This window comes from Ruegeria sp., from assembly GCF_965221235.1.
GTDB lineage: Bacteria > Pseudomonadota > Alphaproteobacteria > Rhodobacterales > Rhodobacteraceae > Ruegeria.
Window position 1 is genome coordinate 2,169,475 of record NZ_CBDCRS010000004.1, and the last position, 25,344, is coordinate 2,194,818.

Annotated in this window: 27 protein-coding genes; 21 read left to right on the top strand and 6 right to left on the bottom strand. The window is 58.5% G+C overall.

Annotated elements, in window-relative coordinates; all coding sequences use genetic code 11:
* Positions 1–8 precede the first annotated feature (8 nt).
* The 4 genes from ACOQOY_RS14030 to ACOQOY_RS14045 are packed head-to-tail and all read left to right on the top strand — an operon-like array spanning position 9 to position 4,095.
* Positions 9–1,094 (top strand): microcin C ABC transporter permease YejB, encoded by a 1,086-nt coding sequence (locus ACOQOY_RS14030; RefSeq protein WP_420586027.1) that lies wholly within the window; start codon positions 9–11, stop codon positions 1,092–1,094.
* Positions 1,095–2,201, top strand: a complete 1,107-nt coding sequence (locus tag ACOQOY_RS14035) for an ABC transporter permease (RefSeq protein WP_420586028.1) — start codon at positions 1,095–1,097, stop codon at positions 2,199–2,201. It abuts the gene before it with no gap.
* A complete protein-coding gene (locus tag ACOQOY_RS14040; RefSeq protein WP_420586029.1) occupies positions 2,198–2,515 on the top strand; it encodes a hypothetical protein in 318 nt (105 codons plus the stop codon). Before ACOQOY_RS14035 ends, ACOQOY_RS14040 begins: the two co-directional genes overlap by 4 nt.
* Entirely contained in the window at positions 2,512–4,095 is a 1,584-nt protein-coding gene (locus ACOQOY_RS14045; RefSeq protein WP_420586030.1) for an ABC transporter ATP-binding protein, read from the top strand. Before ACOQOY_RS14040 ends, ACOQOY_RS14045 begins: the two co-directional genes overlap by 4 nt.
* Before the next feature lie 20 nt (positions 4,096–4,115).
* On the opposite strand, the gene ACOQOY_RS14050 is transcribed toward ACOQOY_RS14045, so the two are convergent.
* Both ACOQOY_RS14050 and hemN read right to left on the bottom strand, forming a co-directional pair.
* Positions 4,116–6,044 (bottom strand): elongation factor G, encoded by a 1,929-nt coding sequence (locus tag ACOQOY_RS14050; protein WP_420586031.1) that lies wholly within the window; start codon positions 6,042–6,044, stop codon positions 4,116–4,118.
* 175 nt (positions 6,045–6,219) lie between these two features.
* Positions 6,220–7,575, bottom strand: a complete 1,356-nt coding sequence (gene hemN / locus ACOQOY_RS14055; RefSeq protein ID WP_420586032.1) for an oxygen-independent coproporphyrinogen III oxidase — start codon at positions 7,573–7,575, stop codon at positions 6,220–6,222.
* Positions 7,576–7,636: 61 nt separating this feature from the next.
* Between hemN and fnrL the strand changes: the two genes are divergently transcribed.
* Both fnrL and ACOQOY_RS14065 read left to right on the top strand, forming a co-directional pair.
* Positions 7,637–8,380, top strand: coding sequence for a transcriptional regulator FnrL (gene fnrL / locus ACOQOY_RS14060; RefSeq protein WP_420586033.1), 744 nt, complete (start codon positions 7,637–7,639; stop codon positions 8,378–8,380).
* A 73-nt stretch (positions 8,381–8,453) separates the two neighbouring features.
* Positions 8,454–8,705, top strand: coding sequence for a GlsB/YeaQ/YmgE family stress response membrane protein (locus ACOQOY_RS14065; RefSeq protein WP_420586034.1), 252 nt, complete (start codon positions 8,454–8,456; stop codon positions 8,703–8,705).
* 36 nt (positions 8,706–8,741) lie between these two features.
* Here ACOQOY_RS14065 and ACOQOY_RS14070 read toward each other — a convergent pair whose 3' ends face one another.
* On the bottom strand, positions 8,742–9,581 hold the full coding sequence (locus tag ACOQOY_RS14070) for a universal stress protein (protein WP_420586035.1): 840 nt from the start codon (positions 9,579–9,581) through the stop codon (positions 8,742–8,744).
* A 196-nt stretch (positions 9,582–9,777) separates the two neighbouring features.
* Between ACOQOY_RS14070 and ccoN the strand changes: the two genes are divergently transcribed.
* The 4 genes from ccoN to ccoP are packed head-to-tail and all read left to right on the top strand — an operon-like array spanning position 9,778 to position 13,184.
* Positions 9,778–11,385 (top strand): cytochrome-c oxidase, cbb3-type subunit I, encoded by a 1,608-nt coding sequence (gene ccoN / locus ACOQOY_RS14075; protein WP_420586036.1) that lies wholly within the window; start codon positions 9,778–9,780, stop codon positions 11,383–11,385.
* A 14-nt stretch (positions 11,386–11,399) separates the two neighbouring features.
* Positions 11,400–12,128, top strand: a complete 729-nt coding sequence (gene ccoO / locus ACOQOY_RS14080) for a cytochrome-c oxidase, cbb3-type subunit II (RefSeq protein WP_420586037.1) — start codon at positions 11,400–11,402, stop codon at positions 12,126–12,128.
* A 10-nt stretch (positions 12,129–12,138) separates the two neighbouring features.
* Positions 12,139–12,324, top strand: coding sequence for a cbb3-type cytochrome c oxidase subunit 3 (locus tag ACOQOY_RS14085; protein WP_420586038.1), 186 nt, complete (start codon positions 12,139–12,141; stop codon positions 12,322–12,324).
* Positions 12,321–13,184, top strand: a complete 864-nt coding sequence (ccoP, locus tag ACOQOY_RS14090; protein ID WP_420586039.1) for a cytochrome-c oxidase, cbb3-type subunit III — start codon at positions 12,321–12,323, stop codon at positions 13,182–13,184. Before ACOQOY_RS14085 ends, ccoP begins: the two co-directional genes overlap by 4 nt.
* Positions 13,185–13,321: 137 nt before the next feature.
* Here ccoP and ACOQOY_RS14095 read toward each other — a convergent pair whose 3' ends face one another.
* A complete protein-coding gene (locus tag ACOQOY_RS14095) occupies positions 13,322–13,459 on the bottom strand; it encodes a hypothetical protein (RefSeq protein WP_420586040.1) in 138 nt (45 codons plus the stop codon).
* Positions 13,460–13,559: 100 nt separating this feature from the next.
* Between ACOQOY_RS14095 and ACOQOY_RS14100 the strand changes: the two genes are divergently transcribed.
* The 7 genes from ACOQOY_RS14100 to nusG all read left to right on the top strand — a co-directional run bounded on the left by ACOQOY_RS14100 (position 13,560) and on the right by nusG (position 19,762).
* Entirely contained in the window at positions 13,560–14,435 is an 876-nt protein-coding gene (locus ACOQOY_RS14100) for a LysR family transcriptional regulator (protein WP_420586041.1), read from the top strand.
* A gap of 102 nt (positions 14,436–14,537) precedes the next feature.
* Positions 14,538–15,965 carry a cytochrome c oxidase accessory protein CcoG gene (gene ccoG / locus ACOQOY_RS14105; RefSeq protein ID WP_420586042.1) on the top strand — a complete coding sequence of 476 codons (1,428 nt, stop codon included), beginning with the start codon at positions 14,538–14,540 and terminating at the stop codon, positions 15,963–15,965.
* 1 nt (position 15,966) lies between these two features.
* Complete coding sequence (locus ACOQOY_RS14110) at positions 15,967–16,425, top strand: FixH family protein (protein WP_420586043.1); 459 nt, start codon at positions 15,967–15,969, stop codon at positions 16,423–16,425.
* 4 nt (positions 16,426–16,429) lie between these two features.
* Positions 16,430–18,607, top strand: a complete 2,178-nt coding sequence (locus ACOQOY_RS14115) for a heavy metal translocating P-type ATPase (RefSeq protein ID WP_420586044.1) — start codon at positions 16,430–16,432, stop codon at positions 18,605–18,607.
* A gap of 4 nt (positions 18,608–18,611) precedes the next feature.
* Entirely contained in the window at positions 18,612–18,770 is a 159-nt protein-coding gene (gene ccoS / locus ACOQOY_RS14120; protein WP_420586045.1) for a cbb3-type cytochrome oxidase assembly protein CcoS, read from the top strand.
* A 68-nt stretch (positions 18,771–18,838) separates the two neighbouring features.
* Positions 18,839–19,036 carry a preprotein translocase subunit SecE gene (gene secE, locus ACOQOY_RS14125; protein WP_170764835.1) on the top strand — a complete coding sequence of 66 codons (198 nt, stop codon included), beginning with the start codon at positions 18,839–18,841 and terminating at the stop codon, positions 19,034–19,036.
* 192 nt (positions 19,037–19,228) lie between these two features.
* A complete protein-coding gene (gene nusG, locus ACOQOY_RS14130) occupies positions 19,229–19,762 on the top strand; it encodes a transcription termination/antitermination protein NusG (protein ID WP_170533167.1) in 534 nt (177 codons plus the stop codon).
* 88 nt (positions 19,763–19,850) lie between these two features.
* Here the strand turns inward: nusG and ACOQOY_RS14135 are convergent, their stop codons facing one another.
* Positions 19,851–21,110 (bottom strand): peptidoglycan-binding domain-containing protein, encoded by a 1,260-nt coding sequence (locus tag ACOQOY_RS14135; protein ID WP_420586046.1) that lies wholly within the window; start codon positions 21,108–21,110, stop codon positions 19,851–19,853.
* Between the two features lie 380 nt (positions 21,111–21,490).
* Here ACOQOY_RS14135 and rplK point away from each other — a divergent pair, with 380 nt between their 5' ends.
* On the top strand, positions 21,491–21,940 hold the full coding sequence (rplK, locus tag ACOQOY_RS14140) for a 50S ribosomal protein L11 (RefSeq protein ID WP_010440985.1): 450 nt from the start codon (positions 21,491–21,493) through the stop codon (positions 21,938–21,940).
* Position 21,941: 1 nt separating this feature from the next.
* Positions 21,942–22,640, top strand: coding sequence for a 50S ribosomal protein L1 (gene rplA / locus ACOQOY_RS14145; RefSeq protein ID WP_420586047.1), 699 nt, complete (start codon positions 21,942–21,944; stop codon positions 22,638–22,640).
* Between the two features lie 69 nt (positions 22,641–22,709).
* On the opposite strand, the gene ACOQOY_RS14150 is transcribed toward rplA, so the two are convergent.
* Positions 22,710–23,669, bottom strand: coding sequence for a phosphotransferase (locus ACOQOY_RS14150; protein ID WP_420586048.1), 960 nt, complete (start codon positions 23,667–23,669; stop codon positions 22,710–22,712).
* Between the two features lie 256 nt (positions 23,670–23,925).
* On the opposite strand from ACOQOY_RS14150, the gene ACOQOY_RS14155 reads away from it, so the two are divergent.
* Together ACOQOY_RS14155 and rplJ are read left to right on the top strand one after the other, a co-directional pair.
* Positions 23,926–24,474 (top strand): hypothetical protein, encoded by a 549-nt coding sequence (locus tag ACOQOY_RS14155; RefSeq protein ID WP_420586049.1) that lies wholly within the window; start codon positions 23,926–23,928, stop codon positions 24,472–24,474.
* A 312-nt stretch (positions 24,475–24,786) separates the two neighbouring features.
* Positions 24,787–25,305: a 50S ribosomal protein L10 gene (gene rplJ, locus ACOQOY_RS14160; RefSeq protein ID WP_170335589.1), complete on the top strand. Its 519-nt coding sequence runs from the start codon at positions 24,787–24,789 to the stop codon at positions 25,303–25,305.
* The last annotated feature ends 39 nt before the right edge of the window (positions 25,306–25,344 follow it).

Sequence of the window (25,344 nt, forward strand, 5' to 3'; positions counted from 1 at the left end):
CCGCCCCCATGGGAGCATATATTCTAAGACGCCTGTTGCTGGTCATCCCGACCCTGCTTGGGATCATGATCGTCAACTTCACGCTGGTTCAGTTCGTCCCCGGCGGCCCGATTGAACAGATCATCGCCCAGATGGAAGGCGGTGGTGACGTGTTCGAAGGCATCGCCGGCGGCGGCAGCGACATCGAGCAGCAGACCGGCGGCGCCAACGATCGTTACGTCGGCGCGCGGGGGTTGCCGCCTGAATTCATCGAAGAGCTCGAGAAAGAGTTCGGCTTCGACAAACCTCCGGTCGAGCGGTTTTTTGACATGATGGGCAATTACCTGACGCTTGATTTCGGTGAGAGCTATTTCCGCTCGATCAGCGTGATTGATCTGGTGCTGGAAAAGATGCCGGTTTCGATATCATTGGGCCTGTGGTCGACGTTGATCGCTTATCTGGTGTCGATCCCGCTGGGCATTCGCAAGGCGGTCAAGGATGGGTCCCGTTTCGACACCTGGACCAGTGGTACCATCATCGTGGCCTATGCCATCCCCGGCTTTCTGTTTGCGATCCTTTTGCTGGTTCTGTTTGCCGGTGGTTCTTACTGGCAGATCTTCCCGCTGCGGGGGCTAACCTCGGACAATTGGGACAGTCTCAGCCTGTTTGGTAAGATCATCGACTATTTCTGGCACATTACCCTTCCAGTGATCGCGCTGACGATTTCTGCCTTTGCGACGCTGACGCTGCTCACCAAGAACTCGTTTCTGGATGAGATCAAAAAGCAATACGTCATGACCGCGCGGGCCAAGGGCCTGAGCGAAGGCAAGGTGCTGTATGGCCACGTCTTCCGCAACGCCATGCTGATCGTTATCGCCGGTTTCCCGGCGGTGTTCATCGGCGTCTTCTTCGGCAGTTCGATCATTATCGAGACGATCTTCTCGTTGGACGGTCTGGGCCGTCTGGGGTTTGAGGCCGCCGTGGCTCGTGATTATCCGGTGATCTTCGGCACCCTGTTCATCTTTGGCCTGATGGGGCTGGTGGTCGGCATCGTCAGCGACCTGATGTATGTGCTGGTTGACCCGCGCATCGACTTCGAAAAGCGGGAGGGGTAAATGGCACTGTCCCCACTCAACCAGCGCCGTTGGCGCAACTTCCGCCGCAACGGCCGGGCGTTCTGGTCGCTGATCATCTTCTCGGTTCTGTTCGGACTGTCGCTGTTTGCCGAGTTTATTGCGAACGACAAACCGATCCTCGTGCAATACCGGGGAGAGTTCTACACGCCGATCTTCAACTTCTACCCCGAAACCGCATTTGGCGGTGATTTCCAGACCGAAGCGATTTATCGCGACCCCGAGGTTCAGTGTCTGATCGACAGCGGCGGGCTTGAGGACTGTTTCGACGATCCCGAAGGCATTATTGATGAGATCAAGGCTGGCACGTTTGAGGCCGAAGGTTACGAAAAGGGTTGGGCCATCTGGCCGCTGATCCCCTATTCCTTCAACACCAGTGTGGATCGTCCCGGTGCTGCGCCGCTGCCGCCCAATGGGCAGAACCTGCTGGGGACAGACGACACCAAACGCGATGTTCTGGCGCGGGTAATCTATGGCTTCCGCCTGTCGATTCTGTTCACGCTGATGGTGACAGGCGTGGCCAGCTTGATCGGTATCTTCGCGGGGGCCATACAGGGGTTCTTTGGCGGCTGGCTCGATCTGGTGTTCCAGCGGATCATCGAGATCTGGTCCGCCACGCCCTCGCTTTACGTGATCATCATTATGTTCGCCATTCTGGGACGAAGTTTCTGGCTGCTGGTGGCGCTGATGATTCTGTTCAGTTGGACAGGATTGGTGAGCGTAGTCCGGGCCGAGTTTCTGCGGGCTCGCAACCTCGAATACGTCCGTGCTGCACGCGCGCTGGGCGTCGGCAACATGACTATTATGTTCCGTCATATGCTGCCAAATGCGATGGTTGCCACGCTGACCTTTATGCCTTTCATCGTCACTGGCACTATCGGCGGCTTGGCCTCGCTGGACTTTCTCGGCTTCGGCCTGCCATCCTCGGCCCCGTCTCTGGGTGAGCTGACTTTGCAGGCGAAACAGAACCTGCAGGCACCGTGGCTGGCCTTCACCGCGTTTTTCACTTTTGCCATCATGCTGTCGCTTTTGGTCTTCATCTTCGAAGGCGTTCGCGATGCGTTTGATCCCAGAAAGACATTCTCATGATCCGGGACGAAAACCCGACCGGGATGGAACGCGCGATTATGTATGCCGCACTGGCGGCCCTGATCTATATCGCTGTGATGCTGGCGTGGATCGGCTGGGATTTTGCGCAATCTCACCCGCATGGCCCGTTTCAGTTTGAGGTTTTTGGGTTGTTTTTCCTGGTCTTGTTTGGACCGGGAACGTTTTCGCTGCTGGCCAGTGTTGTCACTTATGCGCTGAAACGGTCCTTTCCGACCATTTTGCAGGTGACGGCTCTGCTGAGTGCAATTTGGGTGGGCTATATGCGTTCAGCCTTGGAAGGGATCAGCATATGAATACTCCGCTTTTGAATGTGCAGAACCTGCGTGTGTCCTTCCGGCAGGACGGGCGGGTTTCAGCGGCGGTCAAAGGTGTATCTTTCACCGTTGACAGGGGTGAAACGGTTGCCTTGGTCGGCGAGTCCGGGTCCGGCAAGTCTGTCACGGCGCTGTCCACCGTGTCGCTGTTGGGCGACAGCGCCATTGTCGAAGGCTCGGCCACTTATGCCGGTGATGAGATGATCGGTGCCTCGCAGGACAAGTTGATGGATGTGCGCGGCAACGATATCAGCTTTATCTTTCAGGAGCCGATGACCTCGCTCAACCCGCTGCACACGATCCAGAAGCAGATGGCCGAGTCACTGGCTTTGCATCAGGATTTGAAAGGTGACGCGGCACGGGAACGCATTGTCGAGCTGCTGACCAAGGTGGGCATTCGTGACCCGCGTGATCGGCTGGACAGCTATCCGCACCAATTGTCCGGCGGACAGCGGCAGCGGGTCATGATCGCGATGGCGCTGGCTAACAAGCCGGACATTCTGATCGCGGATGAGCCAACAACGGCGCTGGACGTAACCATTCAGGCGCAGATTCTGGAACTGCTGGCAGAGCTTCAGAAATCCGAGAATATGGGGATGCTGTTCATCACCCACGATCTCGGCATCGTGCGCCGCATCGCGGACCGGGTCTGCGTGATGAAGGATGGTGAGATCGTCGAGACCGGGGTGACTTCGGAAATTTTCGACAATCCGCAGCACCCCTATACGCGTAAACTGCTAGGTGCCGAGCCTTCGGGCCATCCGGACCCAGTAGCGACAGACGCGGAAGAGGTCGCCCGGACCGATCACCTGAAGGTCTGGTTCCCGATCCAGCGCGGGTTTCTGAAACGCACTGTGGGGCATGTGAAGGCTGTGAACGATGCCACGCTCAGCGTCCGCGCGGGTGAGACGCTGGGCATCGTCGGTGAAAGTGGCTCGGGCAAGACAACTCTGGCCTTGGCGATTATGCGGCTGATTGCCTCCGAGGGCGGGATTACTTTCCGCGATCAGGATGTCCGCCGCTGGTCCACGCGTGAGCTGCGGCGGCTGCGCAAGGATATGCAGATCGTGTTTCAGGACCCGTTCGGCAGTCTCAGCCCGCGCATGACTTGTCAGCAGATCATTGCCGAGGGCTTGGCCATTCACAAAGTCGATCCCCACCGCGCGCCGCGTGATCTTGTGGCCGAGGTGATGACCGAGGTCGGCCTCGACCCGGCCGCGATGGATCGCTACCCGCACGAATTCTCAGGGGGTCAGCGTCAGCGTATCGCGATTGCGCGTGCCATGGTGCTGCGGCCCAAGCTGTTGGTTCTGGATGAACCGACCAGCGCTCTGGACATGACGGTGCAGGTTCAGATCGTCGATCTTTTGCGCGACTTGCAACGGAAATACGGGTTGGCCTATCTGTTTATCAGCCACGATCTGAAAGTCGTGCGTGCGATGTCGCATAATGTGATCGTCATGCGAAACGGTGATGTCATCGAGATGGGCGCGGCTGAGGAATTGTTCGAGAACGCCCAAACCGACTACACCCGTGAACTTATTGCGGCGGCGGGCTGAACCCAGCCCGCGCCACAGGGTTACGCATTCGCGCTTTCGCGTGCGGCCGCTTTCGGCACCGGCCCGCGTAACTCTTCGTAATGATCAAAGCTCAGCCTGACCCAGCCCGTGCCGCGGGTGGCGCTGGCCAGCGTTCGGTGCAGTTCATCCTCGGCTACGGCAGGGAGCTGGGCGTTGAAAATCTCCCAGCCCGATGCATTGGGGTTGCCTTCAAAGCCCAGCACTTGACCCTGTAGCGAACTGATGGTCGGCACCAGATCGCCAACGAAATCCGACGGCAGGTGAATTTCGGCATTCAGGATCGGTTGCAGGACGACGGGTTTGGCGTTCGGCAACGCCTCACGTACGGCGTTTTTGCCGGCGGTGCGGAACGCATAATCCGAACTGTCCACGTTGTGATGTTTTCCGTCGCTCAGCGTCACCTTCACGTCCACCACAGGGAAACCCTCGGGCCCTTGCGCCAACGCGTCCTTGGCACCGTGCTCGACCGACGGGATGTAGTTTCTGGGTACGGCTCCGCCCTTGACCACTTCTTCAAACTGAAAGCCCGATCCGCGCGGCATGGGCGTGACCGAGATCACCACATCGGCAAACTGCCCCGCGCCGCCGGATTGCTTGCGATGGCGGTGGCGGTGCTCCACAGGCGTTCGAATGGTTTCGCGATAGGCGGTTTCGACGGGATCAGTGGCGATCTCAATTCCGAAATCCTCGGCCAGTTTGGCGGATACCCGGCGCATATGCTGCGGACCTTGAGAGCCTAGCACGGCATGACCGCTGAGTTCATCCTGTCCCAGATGCAGGCCGGGGTCGATCTCGACCAGGCGGTGCAGGGCGTTGGACAGGCGTACATCGTCGCGCTCATGCGCAGGCGACACGATCTGCCGATGTGCAGCGGGATGGGACGATGCCCATTCCGGCAGCGGGGTTGCCGACGAACTGTCATAGAGGTTGCCGGGGTTCAGGTGGTCAGATTTGACGGCCAGCCCGATTTGTCCGGCGGGCAGGTCCGAGATCTGTGTCTTCGCGTCCAGCGTAGTCAGGTTGCCGACTGTCTCTCCGCCCAGGTTTTCGTGTGCTTTCACACCCGCGCCCAACCCGCGTAGCACGACGATCTTGCCTATATGCTTCTTCACATCCGCAAACCCGGCTATGGCGCGTGCGTTTTCGGCTGCTTCGTCACGCCCGGCGGCAATATCGAATTCCGGCGCTTCGTGTCGCAAGGCTTTCATCAGGCGCGTCAGGCCATTGCCATGGTTGGCCGCACCCAGACAGGCCGGGATCAGCTGGTGGTTTTGCAGCACCTGCGCGGCAAGGTCATAGACTTCGGCGCTGGGAGGCTGTTTGTCCTCGATCAGCTGCTCCAGCAGATGGTCATCGAAATCGGACAGCGTTTCCAGCAACTCGGTGCGGGCCTCTTGTTCGCGGTCTTCAACCGATTGCGGCAGCTCAATCAGGGCCGAGGGCTGCCCCTCTTGGTACTTCCACGCGCGTTCCGAGATAAGGTCGACCGCGCCAATGATCGCATCGCCTTCCCGGATCGGCACTTGCCGCAGGGCGATGTGGTGCGTGCAATAGGTTTGCAGCGCCGCGATGATGTCGCGAATCCGACCATTGGGGTTGTCCATCCGGTTGATGAACAGGAAGCAGGGGATGCCCGCCTCTTCGACCAGTCGCAGGTACGGGGCGCACAAAACGGCGGCGTTCGGGTCAGGGGGCAAGACCACCACGGCGGCGTCCGAGATTGCCATGGCCGGGCCGACATAGGCCAGGTTGTCGCCGCCGCCATCCACGTCGATGGCGCACCAAGGCTCGTCCAAATAAGAAAAACCGTGCAGATGCACGGTTCCGGATACGTCAAATGTTGTGGGCCGCCCGTCGAGGCGGCTGATAGCCTCGACCAGAGTTGTTTTGCCCGATTGGCTGGGGCCGAGGACGGTGAAAACGCGCATGAGTGCTGTCCCTCTTTCAAATTGCAGATCGGCTGCACGAAAGGGAAAGCCTTACGCGAATGCGTTGGCGTGAACTGTCTGATACTGGGCCTGCCTCAGGCGCGGGCGGGGTTCCGCCCGCCCTGCAAGTTTGGAAAAACCGGCCCTTTGCGTCAAGCCCCGAGCCATCAAACGGTCAAATGGCCGAGCTGTGGCCCGCCTTGCTCAGATCATACGCGTCAAAACTGCGGGCGATCATGCGGGTCAGCGGGCGTGCCTCGTGCGGGATGAAAAGCCCGTCTTCGGTGACACGCAACAGGCCGTCAAAGGCCGCGTTGGCGTCCTGATACAAGCGTTGCAGCTGGGCCGCTGTGATATCGTGATCGCGCAGGATTTCAGCTGAATCGATCTGGAAATCGCACATCAAGGCCTCAATCAGACGCGCGCGCAGGATGTCTTGCCCTTTGAACAGGTGGCCGCGCGAGGTCGAGAATTGCCCGTCGCGGATCGCCTTGGTGTGAGCTGACGTTGCGGGCGCGTTTTGGGCATAGCCTTGCGGGAAGCGTGAGATTGAGCTGGCTCCGACGCCGATCAGAACTTCGGCCTGATCGTCGGTATAGCCCTGGAAATTCCGCTTCAGCCGCCCGGCCTTTAGCGCGTGGGTCAGACCATCATCCTGAGTCGCAAAGTGGTCAATCCCGATTTCGACGTAGTTATCCCACATGAACAGGCGACGCGCTGTATCAAACAGGTCCAGCCGTTGTTCAGGCGTGGGCAGCGCGTCCGAGGGGATCATCTGTTGCCGCTTGGCCATCCAAGGCACATGCGCATAGCCATACAGCGCGACCCGGTCGGGATTGAGCGACAGCAGCTTCTGCACACTTTCCGTCATCCGCGATTTGGTCTGATGCGGCAAGCCATACAGGATGTCGGCGTTCAGGCTGGTTATCCCGCGGGCGCGGATCATATCCACCGCTTCGCGAGTGGTGTCATAGCTTTGGATGCGCCCGATGGTCTTTTGAATCTCGTCATCGAAATCCTGCACACCGATCGAGGCACGGTTCATCCCGGTTTCGGCCAGTGCATCCAGACGAGCCTCGTCAACCTCGTTGGGATCGATCTCAACCGAAAACTCGGCGTTTGGCCCCAGCGGCACCACCTCGAAAATGCGCGCTGCCAGATCACGCATCAGATCGGGGTTCAGTAAGGTTGGTGTACCGCCGCCCCAATGCAGGCGCGACAGGGTGACGCCCTGTGGCAGGCACGCGGCCAGCAAATCCAGCTCGGCTTTTAGCACATCCACATAAGCAATCACCGGGTTGTCGGTCTGTGTTCCTTGCGTGCGGCAGGCGCAGAACCAACACAGCCTGCGGCAGAACGGAACGTGGATATACAGCGACACTTCGCTGCCCGGTTTGATCTCGGAAATCCAATCGCCATAAAGACTTGACCCCACATCATTGCTGAAATGCGGGGCGGTGGGGTAGCTTGTGTAACGCGGCACTTTCGCGTCAAAAAGTCCAAGCTTTGCCAATTGTGGTTTCACTATCATGGCGATACCTTTAAGGGACGGGCCGCCAAGTTGCTTTGACAGAGATCAAGTGGAAACGCGCATGACACCGATATTCAAGATCGACCATACGAACTGTGAGGATTGCCCGATCCGGCATCGTGCAGTCTGTGCGCATTGCGACGCTGATGAGCTGGAAGAGCTTGAAGCCATTAAATATTATCGCAGTTTCGAAGCGGGCCAAACGATCATCTGGTCTGGAGATCAGATGAACTTTGTCGGCTCGGTCGTGTCCGGCATCGCGTCCCTGACCCAGACGATGGAGGATGGGCGCACGCAAATGGTTGGCTTGTTGCTGCCCAGTGATTTCGTCGGTCGTCCGGGCCGCGAATCTGCACCGTATGACGTGCAGGCGACCACCGATCTGGTGATGTGCTGTTTTCGCAAAAAACCGTTCGAAGCGCTGATGAGCACCACGCCCCATATCGCGCATCGGCTGCTACAGATGACTTTGGACGAACTGGACGCGGCGCGCGAATGGATGCTGGTTTTGGGTCGCAAGACCGCGCGCGAAAAGATCGCCAGCCTGCTGTCGATCATTGCGCGCCGTGATGCCTCGATCAATCAGAAGGGCAATACCGGCCCCATCGTGTTTGATCTGCCCCTGACCCGCGAGGCGATGGCTGATTACCTTGGTCTGACGCTGGAAACGGTCAGCCGTCAGATATCGGCCCTGAAAAAGGATCAGGTCATTCTGCTGGAAGGCAAGCGCCACGTGACGATCCCGGATATGGGGCGGCTGATGGAAGAGGCCGGCGACGACTCGGATGGTGGGTTTCTGGTCTGACGCCTTACGGGATGACTGGGTCTGCCCGGCGTGCTTAACTGGCGCTGAGCAAAGCGGATTTCAGGAGTAAGTCATGGTATTTGGTAGCATTTTGGCGATGCTGTTCATCGGTGCGATCGCCGGATGGCTGTCGGGCAAGATCATGGAAGGCAGCGGTTTCGGCCTGATCGGCAACATCATTGTCGGCATCGTCGGAGCGTTTCTGGCTGGTCTGATCTTCCCAGCGCTGGGCTTTTCCGTGGGCGGAGGTCTTATCTCGTCTATCTTCTTCGCCACGATTGGTGCAGTGATCCTGCTGTTCCTGATCGGCCTTGTGAAGAAGTAATAACCGCCCCTAAGGGCGGTTTTACTGTGGGGCCATTTAATGGGCCAGAAACACCGGGACCGAGGCCTGTTCCAGCATGTTCCGCGTCGCACCGCCCAGAATGGCTTCGCGGAACCGCGAGTGGCCATAGGCGCCCATCACGATCATATCGGCGGATGTATCCGCGGCGTGGCGGTTCAGGATGTCTGACACCCGCGTCATGGTCTTGCTGAGAACATCGATCTCGCATTTCACACCGTGACGCGCCAGCATTTGTGACAACATCCCGCCGGGGTCCGACCGATCGGGTCCATGACGCGGCGGGTCGATCACTACAATGCGCGCCAGATCGGCCTGAATCAGGAAGGGCAGGGCGCGGCGGATGGCGCGCATCGCCTCGACGCTTTCATTCCAGCCAAGCAGGATCGTTTTCGGGCGTTCGAACGGGGTCGCGTCTTTCGGAGTGACCAGAACTGGCGCGTGGCCTTCGAACATGGCCGCTTCGATAATGGGTTCCGCCTCGGGGCCGCGATCCGGCCCATAGGGTTGCGGCATAATCACAAGATCCGAGAATCGCGCGCGATGCGCCACGTGCCGCCCGATATCGGCGATCTGTGCCACGCCACTTTCAGCGGACCAACGGGTTCCGGTCTTGCCCAGGTAATCCTTGGCGAAGGTCAGGACCTCTTCGGCTTCGGCATTTGCGCGGTTAAGCGTTTCCTGAAGAATCAAAGCATTGGCACCGGCGTAGTAATATCCGGTCTGGCTGCGATCGACCCCCAGACACAGGGCCTCGGCATGCGCATCCTGCGCATTTGCCAGTGCGGCCATCTGCGACAAGGCTGGAACACTCTGGTTTGCGTCGGTGATAACGGTGAGAAGAGATTTGTACGCCATTTTGACCTCGTGTCTTCAGAGCGCGTCACACTGCGGCCTGATGGCCCAGTTGTTTGAAAACGATTGTCACAGAATTAGGACTGTTGTCTTGACACAGATCAAAGCAAATCTGGCCTCTGTCCGACTAAACAGCAGCCAGTCAAAAGGGTCCTGCGGTATATAAAGAATCGCCCGGGGCATGGCAAAGGGACGCAATATGTCAAATTATATCAAGCTGATCGTGCTTGGTCTGGTCGTGGTATTCGCCGCGATCGGGTCCAATTATGCACGCGATTTGGCGTATCAGGTGCACGCAATTCTGGTGATGCTGATCGCCGGTGGTCTGTTCATCTGGACGCTTAGAAACACCGACGAGCCAGATATCCTTGTGGATCGTTCGGGCGAGTATATGGATGGCGTGATCCGCTACGGCGTGATCGCAACGGCCTTCTGGGGTGTGGTCGGGTTCCTGGCGGGAACCTTTATCGCGTTTCAGCTGGCCTTTCCGGTCCTGAACTTTGAATGGGCGCAGGGCTATCTGAACTTTGGCCGTTTGCGTCCGCTGCATACCTCGGCAGTGATTTTTGCCTTTGGCGGCAACGCATTGATCGCGACTTCGTTCTATGTGGTCCAGCGGACCAGCGCCGCGCGCCTGTGGGGTGGAAACCTCGCGTGGTTCGTATTCTGGGGCTATCAGCTGTTCATCGTTCTGGCCGCAACCGGCTATGTTCTGGGCGGTACGCAGTCCAAAGAATATGCCGAGCCGGAATGGTATGTTGACCTGTGGCTGACCGTCGTCTGGGTTGCCTATCTGGCCGTATTCCTTGGCACTGTGATCAAGCGGAAAGAGCCTCATATCTACGTGGCGAACTGGTTCTATCTGGCCTTCATCGTCACCGTTGCGATGCTGCATGTGGTCAACAACATGACCATCCCGGTCAGCATCTGGGGTTCGAAATCGGTCATCGTCTGGTCGGGTGTTCAAGACGCCATGATCCAGTGGTGGTATGGCCACAACGCTGTGGGCTTTTTCCTGACAGCGGGCTTCCTGGGCATGATGTACTATTTCATCCCGAAACAGGCCGAGCGTCCGGTGTTCTCGTACAAGCTGTCGATCATCCACTTTTGGGCGCTGATCTTCCTGTATATCTGGGCCGGTCCGCACCACCTGCACTATACCGCGCTGCCGGATTGGGCCTCGACGCTGGGCATGGTGTTCTCGGTGATCCTGTGGATGCCTTCGTGGGGTGGTATGATCAACGGTCTGATGACCCTGTCGGGCGCATGGGACAAGCTGCGCACCGACCCGGTGATCCGGATGATGGTGATCTCGGTCGGCTTCTACGGCATGTCCACCTTTGAAGGTCCGATGATGTCGATCCGCGCAGTGAACTCGCTGAGCCACTACACTGACTGGACCATCGGTCACGTGCACTCGGGCGCGCTGGGCTGGAACGGTATGATCACCTTCGGTGCGCTGTACTTCCTGGTGCCGGTCCTGTGGAAGCGTGAGCGTCTCTACTCGCTGCAAATGGTCAGCTGGCACTTCTGGCTCGCCACCATCGGCATCGTGCTCTACGCCGCGTCGATGTGGGTGACCGGGATCATGGAAGGCCTGATGTGGCGCGAAGTGGATGCCAACGGCTTCCTGGTGAACTCGTTCGCCGACACCGTGGCGGCCAAGTTCCCGATGTATGTGGTGCGTGCTCTGGGTGGCGTGATGTTCGTCGCTGGCTCGCTGATCATGTGCTACAACCTGTGGATGACTGTGCGGAAAGCGCCGGCCAAAGAGGCCAGCCTGACCGTAGCGGTCCCGGCTGAATAAGGAGGGCCGGAGCAATGGCAATTCTCGACAAACACAAAGTCCTCGAGACCAACGCGACCCTCCTGCTGGTGTTCAGCTTCCTGGTCGTAACCATCGGTGGCATCGTTCAGATCACCCCGTTGTTCTATCTTGAGAACACCATCGAAAAGGTGGAGGGCATGCGCCCTTACACCCCCTTGGAAATGGCTGGGCGAGAGATCTATCTGCGCGAAGGCTGCTATGTCTGCCACAGCCAGATGATCCGCCCGATGCGGGATGAGGTCGAACGTTATGGCCACTACTCACTGGCGGCTGAGTCCATGTATGACCACCCGTTCCAGTGGGGGTCCAAGCGCACCGGGCCTGATCTGGCCCGTGTCGGCGGCCGCTACTCGGACCAGTGGCATATCGACCACCTGCGCGATCCGCAGTCGGTGGTGCCTGAATCGGTGATGCCAAAATATGGCTTCCTCGAACAGCGCAAGATTGACGGCGAGTACATCGCTGACGTCATGAAGGCGAACGCGCTGCTGGGGACGCCCTACACCGAAGAGATGCTGGAGAACGCTCAGGCCGACTTCCGTGCTCAGGCCGACCCCGACAGCGACTACGACGGGTTGCTGGAGCGCTATGGCGACAAGGTCAGCGTGCGCAACTTCGATGGTCAGCCTGAACTGACCGAGGCCGACGCAATGGTCGCTTACCTTCAGATGCTGGGAACGCTGGTCGATTTCTCGACCTTCACCCCGGACGCAAGCCGCTAAGGAGGGTGTGATGGAAGAATATACACTCTTACGGCAGTTCGCGGACAGCTGGATGTTGCTTGTGCTGTTTCTTTTCTTTGTTGGCATCATCGTCTGGGTGTTCCGCCCCGGCTCCAGCAAAGAATACAAGGACACCGCTAACATCCCCTTCCGGCATCAAGATAAACCCGCCACATCCAAGGAGGCGCGGCCATGAGCAAGACACCTGAAAAACAGCCGGGTGATCCGAAAACAACCGGACACAGCTGGGACGGGATCGAAGAGTTCGACAACCCGATGCCGCGCTGGTGGTTGTGGACCTTCTACGCCACGATTTTCTGGGGGATCATCTATACGATCATGTACCCTGCATGGCCGTTGGTGCAGTCAGCCACGGCGGGTGTGACGGGCTGGTCCTCGCGCGCGGATGTGCAGCAGGAAATGGTCGCCTTTGAAGAGGCAAACGCACCGTTGAACGCCGCGCTGGTGGACACTCCGCTCGAGCAGATCTCAGCCGATGCTGATTTGCAGCAATACGCCGTGAATTCGGGCGGCGCTGTGTTCCGCACCTGGTGCGCGCAGTGCCACGGCTCGGGGGCGCAGGGTGCGCCGGGCTTCCCGAACCTTCTGGATGACGCATGGCTGTGGGGCGGTTCGCTTGAAGATATCGAGTTCACCATTGCCCACGGTATCCGCAACGAAGAAAGCGACGACGCGCGCTATTCCGAGATGCCTGCCTTTGGCGAAATCCTTGAAAAGGACGAGATCACTCAGGTGGTTCAATACGTCATGTCGCTGACCAATGCGCAAACCGACGATGCGGCAGCGCAGGCGGGCAAGGTTGTGTTTGAAGACAACTGCGCGGCCTGTCATGGCGAGAACGCTCAGGGTGACGTCTCGCAGGGGGCTCCGAATCTGACCGATGCCATCTGGCTCTATGGCGGCAGCCAGGAAGCCCTGACCGAGACGGTGACCTACAGCCGCTTTGGCGTGATGCCCGCATGGGAAAACCGTCTGACCGACGCGCAAATCCGCGCTGTTACGGCTTATGTCCACCAGTTGGGTGGCGGTCAGTAACGGCAAAAGAATACCTTCGGACGGTTCGCCGCCCGAAGGTTGATGCACCGGCTGTTCCATCTGTTCGCGCGTTTCCTGAACAGCCGGTGCTCTTTCTACAGGGTACTGTTCCGTTTCGATCTGGTCCAGCTGACCGTTTAGTTCGACCGTGAACGGCTCGCGCGCTTCTTTTCCTTCCACCAGTGATCTTCCGGCAGCCATTTGGTTTTCCGCTTTACTTCGCGCTCATCCGTCTGAGTGGCGACCATGAATGTTTGTGCGAGAATTGAGAGCATCTGACCTCTCCTTGGATATGTTCCGAATACGCTCAAGATTGACGCTCAGCTGTGAAAATGCGACTCAATTGGATATTAAGTATGTAATCAGGGCTTACATATGGACTGGATGAAGATGCCGCCGCTGGCCGCGCTGAAGGCCTTTCATGCCTTTGCTGAGGCGGGGAATGTTGTGCAGGCAGGGGCATCCTTGAATGTCAGCCACGCTGCCATCAGTCAGCAATTGCGCGCGTTGGAAAAGCACATGGGTCTCGCCTTGCTGGATCGCAGCGGCAAATCCATGACCCTGACATCCGAAGGCGAGAGGCTGGCACGTGCTCTGCATCTGGGTTTTGGAGCGATCGGTGATGCCGTCGTCGATCTGATGCGCATTACCGAGGATCGTCCGGTTCATGTGTCGCTGACCCCGTCTTTTGCGGCGTCTTGGTTGATGCCACGCCTGCCGGCGTTTCAGGCCGAACATCCCGACATTCCCCTGGCATTGGACCCTTCACCCCAGCTGGTCGATTTGGGTCCGGGCGGGGTGGATGTCGCAATCCGCTACGGGGATGGCGACTGGTCCGGCGTTTCTGCCGAGCTGCTGCTGCAAAGCCCGATTGTCATTGTGGCTGCGCCATCGCTTCTGGGTGGCAGGACGTCGATGACAGCAGATGAACTAAGCCAATTGCCCTGGCTTGAGGAACTTGGAACCACCGAGGCCACCGCGTGGCTGGCCCGGCAAGGTGTTGAACATGGTCCGCGGGCCGGTCGCATCGCGTTGCCGGGGAACCTGATGCTTGAAGGGTTGCGCGCCGGGCAGGGTGTGACCGTCACGGCGCGACATTTTGTCGAACGCGATATCGAAGCTGGTCGAATAGTCGAATTGTTTTGCGAAACCGGAACGCTTGGTTACCATATTGTCACCGGGGACGCGCCGTTGCGGCCTTCGGTCAGGACATTTGTCAGGTGGCTCAAGCGGCAAGCTGGTCAGATGTGACAAAAGGTGTCTGCACGATACGCTTTTGACCCATGTCAAAGAGGCTATCTTTGTGATCTGGGACAAGACGCCTAAAATACCAGCCAAATCTGGAGCCAGCTCGTGAGCGATTCCGACCCCGCCCCCAGCCTTTACGCTGCTCGGGAACCCATCTTTCCCCGGCGCGTGTCCGGGCCGTTTCGAAACCTGAAATGGATCATCCTGGCGGTCACGCTGGGCATCTACTATGTGACGCCCTGGATCAGGTGGGACCGCGGGCCAAGCCTGCCGGATCAGGCTGTATTGCTGGATCTGGCAAACCGACGCTTTTACTTCTTCTGGATCGAAATCTGGCCGCATGAATTCTATTTCGTGGCGGGTTTGCTGATCATGGCCGGTTTGGGGCTGTTCCTGTTTACCTCGGCACTTGGGCGCGTGTGGTGTGGCTATGCCTGCCCGCAAACGGTCTGGACCGATCTGTATATCCTTGTCGAACGCTGGATCGAGGGCGACCGTAACGCCCGTCTGCGGCTGCATCGGCAAGAGAAGATGGATTTCCACAAGGCGCGTCTGCGGGTGACGAAATGGACCGTATGGCTGCTGATCGGTCTGGCGACCGGGGGCGCGTGGGTATTCTATTTCGCCGACGCGCCGACCTTGCTGCGCGATCTGGTCACGGGCAATGCGCATCCGGTCGCATATACCACCGTCCTTATTCTGACCGGCACTACCTTTCTGTTCGGTGGTTTCGCCCGCGAACAGATTTGCATCTACGCGTGTCCTTGGCCGCGCATTCAGGCTGCGATGATGGACGAGGATACTCTGGTTGTCGGGTATCGCGAATGGCGCGGTGAGCCGCGCGGCAAGGGCAAGCGCACTGCCGATAGCGAACTGGGCGATTGCATTGATTGTATGGCCTGTGTGAACGTTTGCCCCGTAGGCATCGACATCCGCGACGGTCAGCAGTTGGAGTGTATCACCTGCGCGCTCTGCATCGACGCCTGTGACGACATGATGGCCAAGATCGGCAAGCCGCGGGGCCTGATCGATTATATGGCGCTGAGCGATGAGACCAACGAACGCGCAGGCAAGCCGCCCAAGAGTGTCTGGAAACACATCCTGCGCCCCCGGACGATCATGTATACGGCCATGTGGGCAGCGGTAGGGTTCGCGCTATTGTTTGCATTGTTCATCCGCTCGGATATCGACCTGACCGTGGCTCCCGTGCGCAATCCGACCTTTGTGACCCTGTCCGACGGTACGATCCGCAACACCTATGACGTGCGCCTGCGCAACAAACATGGTGAGGACCGGCTGTTCAAACTGTCCCTGAGCGGTGATCCGGCAATGCGGATCGTGATCGAAGGCACGGACCTTGATACAGTCAATGTCGCGGCGGATACGGCGCAGTTGCAGCGCGTGTACATTGTCGCGCGGAACGGGACTGGTCCGGCGGCGGCAGACTCAACGCCCGTTCGTATCTGGGTCGAGGATCTGATCAGTGGGGAACGTGCCTACAAAGACACCTCTTTCAATGGACGAGGAAACTAGCATGGCTGAGCGTCAATTTACCGGGAAGCACGCCCTTGCGGTCTTTGTTGCGGCCTTTGGTGTGATCATCGCCGTGAACCTTGTGCTGGCATATAGCGCGGTCAAAACATTTCCGGGGCTCGAGGTTAAGAACTCTTATGTCGCCAGTCAGGAGTTCAATGAACGTCTGAAAGAGCATCAGGCGCTGGGTTGGGAAATCCGTGCCGAGATGTCGGGAGGCCTGTTGATCCTGCATATCACCGACAAGACCGGCGCGCCGGTTCAGGTGGCCGAGTTACAGGCCGTTGTCGGGCGCGCCACCCATGTGAAAGAGGATTTCTCGCCCGATTTCACCTTTGACGGTCTGGCCTATTCGACCCCGGCAGCGCTGGGAAAGGGAAACTGGAACATCCGACTGGTGGCGAAAGACCATGAAGGTGCGGAATTCGCGCAGCGCGTGCCGCTGTATGTGAAAGGGTGATCGGATGACAGCGCAGCTGACGTCTGGCACGGCCGCTTGTCCGGGGTGTATCGCCAGCCCGGCGGAACCGGCGCGGCCGGTACCAGAAGACGTCCAGATCGCGCTGTCTTTGCCGGGCATTCATTGCTCGGCCTGTATCGCCACGGTCGAGCGCGAGTTGAACGCCCATCCGGGCGTCGAGGATGCGCGGGTCAACCTGACCCTCAAACGTGCAATGGTCAAAGCCGCACCCGATTTGCGGGCCGCCGATCTGATCCCGGTGCTCGAGAGCGCGGGTTTCGAGGCGCATGAACTGGACCCTGGTGCTTTGTCGGCCACACAGGCGGATAAGGCCGGGCGCGATCTGCTGATGCGGCTGGCGGTGGCCGGGTTCGCTTCGATGAACGTGATGTTGCTGTCGGTTTCGGTGTGGTCCGGGGCCTCGGACGCGACACGGGATATGTTCCACTGGATTTCGGCGGCAATTGCGCTGCCTGCGATTGCCTTTTCCGCACAGCCATTCTTTGCCAATGCGTGGTCAGCTTTGCGTGTTCGACGTCTGAACATGGACGTACCGATTGTGCTGGCGATCGTGCTGGCGCTGGTGACATCGCTTTGGGAAACCGCGCTCAGCGGCGAGCATGCCTATTTCGACGCGGCCCTGACGCTGACCTTCTTCCTGCTGGCCGGTCGTTATTTGGATTACCGCACACGTGCGGCGGCCCGATCCGCGGCCGAAGAACTGACCGCGCTTGAGGTCCCGCGCGCCATACGACTGGTCGGTGGTGCGGAAGAAGAGGTGGCCGTTGCCTGGCTGAATGTCGGTGATCTGATCCTCGTGCGTCCCGGTGGCCGGATGCCGGTGGATGGCGAGATTGTGTCGGGTCAATCAGAGCTCGACAGATCCCTGCTGACCGGAGAAACCTTGCCTGTCTTCGCCGAAGCTGGACTGACCGTCAGCGCCGGTGAGGTTAACCTGACAGGCCCCCTGACCATCCGTGCCACAGCAGTGGGTGAGGATACGTCGCTGCACCGCATGGCTGATCTGGTGGCCATCGCCGAGTCTGGGCGGTCACGCTACACCTCATTGGCGGACAAGGCAGCAAAGCTGTATGCGCCCGGTGTGCATATCCTGTCAGCGCTCAGTTTCCTGGGCTGGTACATCTATTCCGGCGATATCCGCACCGCGTTGAACATCGCCGCCGCCGTTTTGATCATCACCTGCCCCTGTGCGCTGGGGCTGGCAGTGCCTGCGGTGACAACAGCCGCCTCTGGGCGTTTGTTCCGCAAGGGGATGCTGATCAAACACGCCACCGCGCTGGAGCGTCTGGCCGAGGTGGATACTGTCGTTTTCGACAAGACCGGCACGCTGACCTCAGGCACGCCCGAACTGACCAATCTGGGCGATCACGCCCGCCCTGATCTTGAGGTGGCGTTGGCTCTGGCCGAGGCATCCTCGCACCCGCTGTCAGTTGCGCTGGCCAAATCCGCACGGGAGGCCGGGATCAATCCGGCCCGCTTGACCGACATCGCCGAGGTGCCGGGTTACGGCACAGAAGGCACCTATCGTGATCAGCGCGTTCGTCTGGGCCGCGCGGCATGGGCCGGTGCAGAAGAAGGGGATCAGACCGCGGCGTGGCTTTCGATCACAGGGCAGGCACCGATGAGCTTCCTGTTCACAGACAGCTTGCGCCCGGGGGCGGCAGAGGCCGTTCAGGCGTTCCGGGACGTCGGTAAAGAGGTCATCCTGATCTCTGGCGACACGCAAGGCGCCGTGCAGGCGCTGGCCGGTAAGCTGGGCATCGAGAAGTGGGTCGCGCAGGCGCTGCCGCAGGACAAGGCGGCTCGTGTGCAGGAACTGAGCGAGCAGGGGCGTCGCGTGTTGATGGTTGGGGACGGATTGAATGACACCGCTGCGCTGGCGGCGGCGCATGTGTCGATCTCTCCGGCCTCGGCGCTGGATGCGGCGCGTGTGGCGTCGGATATCGTGCTGCTGGGCAACGATCTGGCACCCATCGCCGACGCCTGCGACACCGCCGTGAAGGCGACCAAACGGATTCGTGAAAACTTCCGCATCGCCACGGTCTATAATATCATCGCGGTGCCGCTGGCGGTGGTCGGTCTGGCCACACCGCTGATTGCAGCGCTGGCGATGTCGACCTCGTCGATCACCGTGTCATTGAACGCCCTGCGCCTGAGGTAAACCGATGGAAGTTCTGGCCTATCTGATACCGATTTCCCTGTTTCTGGGCGGGGTTGGCCTTGTGGCTTTTGTCTACACGGTCCGCTCGAACCAATATGACGACCCTGAAGGAGACTCTCGGCGCATCCTCAGCGATGAGTGGGACGACAGGCCGAAGCCCTGACAGCCCTTGAAATTGCCGCAATGCCCGGTTATGTCCGGCCCATCCGCTAGCAGAGAGAACACAGCCAAATGGCAACTATGAATCCGATCCAGTTCATTCAGCAGGTCCGTGCCGAAGTCGCAAAGGTCGTCTGGCCTACCCGGCGCGAGGTTCTGCTGACCACGGTTATGGTATTCATCATGGCCGCACTGACCGCCGTGTTCTTTGCGCTGGTCGATCTGGGCATCCGTGGCGGTCTGCAACTGGTTCTGGGCGCGTTCGGCTAAGGCGGTTCGGGCAGGCGTAAACGCCACTGCCCCCTTGCACAGCACGCGATGTCAGAGTAGGTGACATGACTATTCGGAATGGGCGTGCGGCGAATCAGGCTGCGCGCCGCTTTTTATTCCGGGTCACGCAATTGGATTTCAACGCGGGGCGCGCGCATAGCTACCCCAACGGTAAACAAGGACGACAGGTTCATGGCGAAACGGTGGTACTCGGTCAGCGTTCTTTCGAATTTCGAAAAGAAGATCGCAGAGCAGATCCGCACGTCGGTGGCTGAACAGGGCCTTGAGGACGATATCGACGAGGTTCTGGTGCCCACCGAAGAGGTGATCGAAGTGCGCCGGGGCAAGAAAGTCACCACCGAACGCCGCTTCATGCCCGGTTACGTTCTGGTGCATATGGAAATGTCGGATCAGGGATACCACCTGATCAACTCGATCAACCGCGTCACCGGCTTTCTGGGCCCGCAAGGCCGCCCGATGCCGATGCGCGATGCCGAGGTGAACCAGATCCTCAACCGCGTTCAGGAAGGCGAAGAAGCGCCGAAGCTGATGATCACCTTCGAAGTTGGCGAGAAGGTCAAGGTCAACGACGGCCCGTTCGAGGATTTCGACGGCATGGTCGAAGGCGTGGACGACGAAGCGCAGAAGCTGAAGGTTTCGGTCTCGATCTTTGGTCGGGAAACCCCGGTCGAGCTGGACTTTACGCAGGTTACCAAGCAGAGCTAAATTTGCTCAGATCGAATTTGTAACGCCGCGACGCAAAGAGCGCCGCGGCGTTTTTTGTTAGCTGCTGAATTTGTTCAGTGACCCGGCTTTATTGCGCCTGAACCATAGCCGCGCGCAACAGTTGCGGACGGTCGGACTGGGACGGTAGGAACACGGCTTCTGATCCGGTGTCCAGCGCGGTAAGGCTCGCGTCATACCACTGCATCGCAAGATCGCGGCGTTCCTGAACGCCGAAGCCCTCGCGCAGGTGGTGGCCGATCAGCTCGCCGTAAGCAGGTTCGCCCATTGCGACCAACATCAGCGCAGAACCGATTGCGGCATCCATGTTGTCCTGACGGTAACCAATGGCCAGACAGACTTTGCTGGTCGCTGCCAGATCTGCCGGGCTGAGTCCCGAGTCCAACGCAAGCTTGCGCATCTGGGTTTCCGCGTCTGTTTTTGAGCTGAGAGACAGCGCAACAACCTGCGGTGCCAACATGTCGCCGTACGAGTCACACTGGGCAGCCACCTGATCCGGTGTCAGCCCCTGAATGTCTTTCATAAGATCTTCACCGCGCCCCATTGCATAGCTACGGGCGAGGCAGAACTGTTCGCTGAGCGCGAAATCAGGGTCGGACATGTTTGACAGAGTTGTGTAGCCGCCATTTGTCGAAGTCTGAAGCATAACCGCGCTACAGCGATTGGCAAGCGAAGGACCTCCAGTGCCGCCGGAAAACAGGCTCGGCAAGCTGGCCGAAGTTGTTTCAGTCGCGCCTGCCTGCGGTTCGGCCGCTTCGGGCGTAGCTGCCGGGGTGGGCGTCGTCTGGGGCTGAAGAGCAGCCGTTGCCTGCGCCTGAGGAACTGGGGCCACCGGAGCCTGAGGAGCCGCCGCCAATGCAGAGCCGCTGTGAAGTTGTTGACGATACGCCATAAGCAGCGGTTGGCCGGCGAGTTGCGTTGCGGCCTGGCCGCCGCTGGTCGCCCAATAGTAGGCCTGCATCAGGAAATCACGCTGATAAGGTTGGAAGTCATAGCCGTTCACAGGGTAACCCATGGACACTTGGTAGCGTTCGATTGCTGCGCGGGTGCCACCACCAACCTGTCCGTCGACCCGGCCGGCATTGTAGCCGAAGTAGTTAAGCGCAGTTTGGGTCTGCGCGCCTTGCGACGTCGACGGGATGCCCGACCGGTAGGTCCGTGTCGTTGTGCGGGACTTCTTCTTCTGCTGGTCCTTGCCAATTGCATAACCAACGACCCCACCAACAACAGCACCACCCAAGAAATCGCCTGCATCGGCTCGTGCGTTCTGAGGCGCTGTCGCAGCAAGGGAAACAGTGATGCCAAGCGCCACTAGAAAACGAATGATCATAATTAACCTCCACTGAAAAATCTATTTCCATGGAGTATAGCACGGGAGGTGGTTTTATTGTGATACCAAGGCTATATCTTCGCTGAATAGCCGGTATGTAAGGTTTTTTGCTTCGCGATTAAGACCTTAGTGGAATGCACTTCCGCCTCCAGCCAAGTCTGCAATCCGCAAGCGTCGAAGGGCTCGATCGGGTTTCGATTCGATTGCTCAATTGGAGTGATCGCAGCTCTTGCCAACCCCACCATTCCCCTTTAAATGCCGCCTCTATCGTCTTCGGGCGAGATTCTCTCGTGGGAGGTTGCTGGGATCGCGATCCCGGATCGGACCACGCAACATAATCTGGGTGAAACGCGTTTCACCTAAGTTGAAAGGAAAACCAAATGGCTAAGAAGCTTGCTGGTACAATGAAACTGCAGGTTCCTGCAGGTCAGGCGAACCCGTCTCCGCCAGTTGGTCCGGCGCTGGGTCAGCGCGGCATCAACATCATGGAATTCTGCAAGGCGTTCAACGCCAAGACCGCAGACATGGAGCCCGGCGCGCCGTGCCCGACCGTGATCACCTATTATCAGGACAAGTCCTTCACCATGGACATCAAGACGCCGCCCGCGTCTTACTACCTGAAAAAAGCGGCTGGTCTGAAGCCGGTTGGCAAGCGTAACCGTCCTCGTGGCGCGGAAAACCCAGGTCGTGAGACCGTGGCAACCGTGACCTCGAAGCAGGTTCGCGAAATCGCCGAAGCCAAAATGAAAGATCTGAACGCCAACGACGTCGAAGGCGCAATGCAGATCATCCTGGGCTCGGCCCGCTCTATGGGCATCGAGGTGAAATAAGATGGCAAAACTCGGTAAACGTACCCGCGCTGCGCGCGAAGCTGTCGCCGGCAAGGAAAACCTGTCGGTTGAAGAAGCAGTTGCTCTGGTCAAAGGCAATGCCACCTCGAAATTCGACGAGACCATCGAAATCGCACTGAACCTTGGCGTTGACACCCGTCACGCAGACCAGATGGTTCGTGGCGTTGTTGGCCTGCCGAACGGCACCGGTAAAGCGATGCGCGTTGCTGTATTCGCTCGTGGCCCCAAGGCAGACGAAGCGAAAGAAGCTGGCGCAGACATCGTTGGCGCAGAAGACCTGATGGAAACCATTCAGGGCGGCACCATCGAATTCGATCGCTGCATAGCCACCCCGGACATGATGCCGATCGTCGGCCGTCTGGGTAAGGTTCTGGGCCCCCGCAACCTGATGCCGAACCCCAAGGTTGGCACCGTGACCATGGACGTGAAAGCTGCCGTGGAAGCAGCCAAAGGTGGTGAAGTTCAGTTCAAAGCAGAAAAAGGCGGCGTTGTGCACGCCGGTGTTGGCAAAGCGTCCTTCGACGAAGTCAAGCTGGTTGAAAACGTCCGTGCCTTCATCTCGGCTGTTGCGAAAGCCAAGCCGTCGGGCGCCAAAGGCACCTACATGAAGAAAATCGCGCTGAGCTCGACCATGGGCCCGGGCGTGACTCTGGATGTGGCAGCTGCTGCGGGCGAGTAAGTCCAAAGCTGATGCTTGAGAATTTGAAACCCGGGCGGTACGAACTGCCCGGGTTTTTTCTTTGGCGGGTCAGTCTTCGTGGCTGAAAGCGATATCCAGCCGCATTTCGAGGCGTGAGCGCCGGACCTCCTCGAACGCGCTGCATTGGAAATCAACGCGCCAATAGTCCAGCCAGTCTCTCAGCAAACGGCCCCGAATGCAGAAATCCAGAACCTTGGGATCAATTGGCAAGCGGTAACGGCGCAGGAACATCTGCTTGTTGCGCCTGAGGATGCCGCTGCGGTCCACGTCATTTGCGCTGCTATCCCGAAAGATGTCCGCCTTCAGAAAGTCGACCATATCGTAGATGGCCAGTTTCTCACCAACTTCGGTGAAATCCAGACCGAATGTCTTGCCTTGCCCGATAATCAGGTTCTGGCCGTGAAAATCGCCATGAGCAAAGACCCGCAACTCCTCAATTCCTCTGAGCTGTTGGCTTTCGGTCAGCATGGTGTTGACCATGCTCTGGCTTTTTTTGGCTATGTGGTGGGGAACATCACCCAGCAGCTGGCAAATGTCATCGGTCATCCATTTTGGCCGGAACGCATAAGTCACCGGCGGCAGTCGACTGTGAAAATCGCTCAGCCACGCCCCGGCCCGGCGAAAGACCTGTGCCACCTGATCATCGTCCTTGCTGTTATGAATCAAATCAACAGCGGTGGGTCGGTCGATGAACTCGGTGACAAAAAAGGTCTGTGTCGGCGACAGATAGATCGGGCGGATGACCTGGGATGAGGAGTTGCCCGCGAAATAGTCGTGGAGGTCGGTCAGCAGGTTGAACTCATTGCGCAGGCGACCGGTGGCGGGCGACTCTCGGTCGATCTTCAGCGCAAAGATCCCCGTGTCGGTTTCTAGCCTCAGAACTTGCCGTGCCTCAGGAAACGCATGCGAGCGATAGGTGCAGGCAAGTCCCCGAACGCGCCCGTCTGGCAGGAACTCGGCCACGCAGCGTGATACGAATGACTTTTCAGATTCGGTCAGGTCCAGCATTGAGCAATGTTCTTTTCCGGGCCGGTTGAAAGGACCGCAGATCGCTCCTGGTGTCAACGAGGAGAGAGCGGCGCAGCTTGCGATTAGAACGGTTTCCGTTCGACTTTGCCGCAGTCGTTCGCTCGGTGTACTGTCAGGGCAATTGTGTGCTTCGTGCCACTGATGAGGAAATCCTCAATACAACTATTTGGAGAATCTCCCATTCTACTATTGCGATTGTTAGTGGTGGTTCCGGCAATGAGTATGAGAATTCAAAATGACAATAAAGACAGTGATAGCCGCAGTGATTGGCGGGTCGTTTCTTTTTTCAGGCTGCGCATATGACACCCCGGAATACCGGGCGGAAAAGGCAGAACAGAACAAGCGTGCATCTGCTTCCAACACAAAACTGGTGACTGCTGAGCTTGCTCCGTTGATCGATGTCTGTTTGGACGTTCTTGAAACGGGTCAGCCGGTCTCCAGCGACAAGATGGCGGCCCTGGGCTTTTCGAAGATGAACACATTAAGGGGAGAAGGGTACAAGAAAAAACGCGGCGATTCAGGCTGGGATAGGGTGAACGGCTCCAACACGATCTTGAGCTATCCCCCGAAAAAGAACTGGTGTCAGTTCTTAATCGGGAATTTTTCCGGCTATCGCGAAGCCTTTGTCTTTGTTGCCAATTCGCTCAATTCCAGGGGATATAAGCCAGTGGGCAATCCCAAAAAGGGCTTTAAATACCAAAAGGGTGATCAGGTGTATGTTGTGACAGGGGCTTACATAAAGCAAACCTACCAAACTGCGGTGTCGATCTCCCGAGAGAACTGAACGATTTGACGGGAAAGCGGCAAGCAACCTTGTGTAATTTACCCCTTGGAAACCCCGCATATCTGCCCTAAAGAGAGCTACGGAATAAAGCGTGCGATTCGTCGTGCGCTTTATTTTGTTTCGTCCAAGACGGTGGGTGGGTCCATCTGGCCCCTTAATTCCCTGCCTGAGACGGGTAAGACCAAAGAATTCTGAGGGTCCAGCCCTCGGGCGCATTTTGGCCAATCCCGTAATAACGGACCTGAACGCCGGAGCGAAAGCTACGGCAAATATGAGCCGGGGTGAGATATCGCCCCTAACTTGGAGAGAACTGTGGATAGAGCCCAGAAAGAGAAAGTGGTCGAGGAACTCGGCCAAATCTTCGAAAGCTCTGGCGTCGTAGTGGTTGCTCACTACGCCGGTCTGACAGTTGCCGAGATGCAGGACCTTCGCGCACGTGCTCGTGACGCGGGTGGTGCCGTGCGTGTTGCCAAGAACAGGCTCGCCAAAATCGCCCTTGAGGGTAAGCCGTGTGAAAGCATGGCCGACCTGCTGACAGGGATGACCGTTCTGACCTATTCCGAGGACCCTGTGGCAGCAGCCAAGGTGGCCGAGGACTTCGCCAAGGATAACAAGAATTTTGAGATTCTTGGTGGTGCAATGGGTGAGAACGCTCTGGACCGCAAAGGCGTCGAAACAGTTTCGAAAATGCCGTCTCGCGAGGAGCTTATTGCTTCGATCGTGGGCTGCATTGGCGCACCTGCTTCGAACATCGCCGGCGCGATTGGCGCACCTGCAAGCAACATCGCAAGCATCCTTTCCACCATCGAAGAGAAGGCGGAAGCTGCGTAAGCGGTTGGCACTGAATGATCTGCGTAGGGTACCTACCCT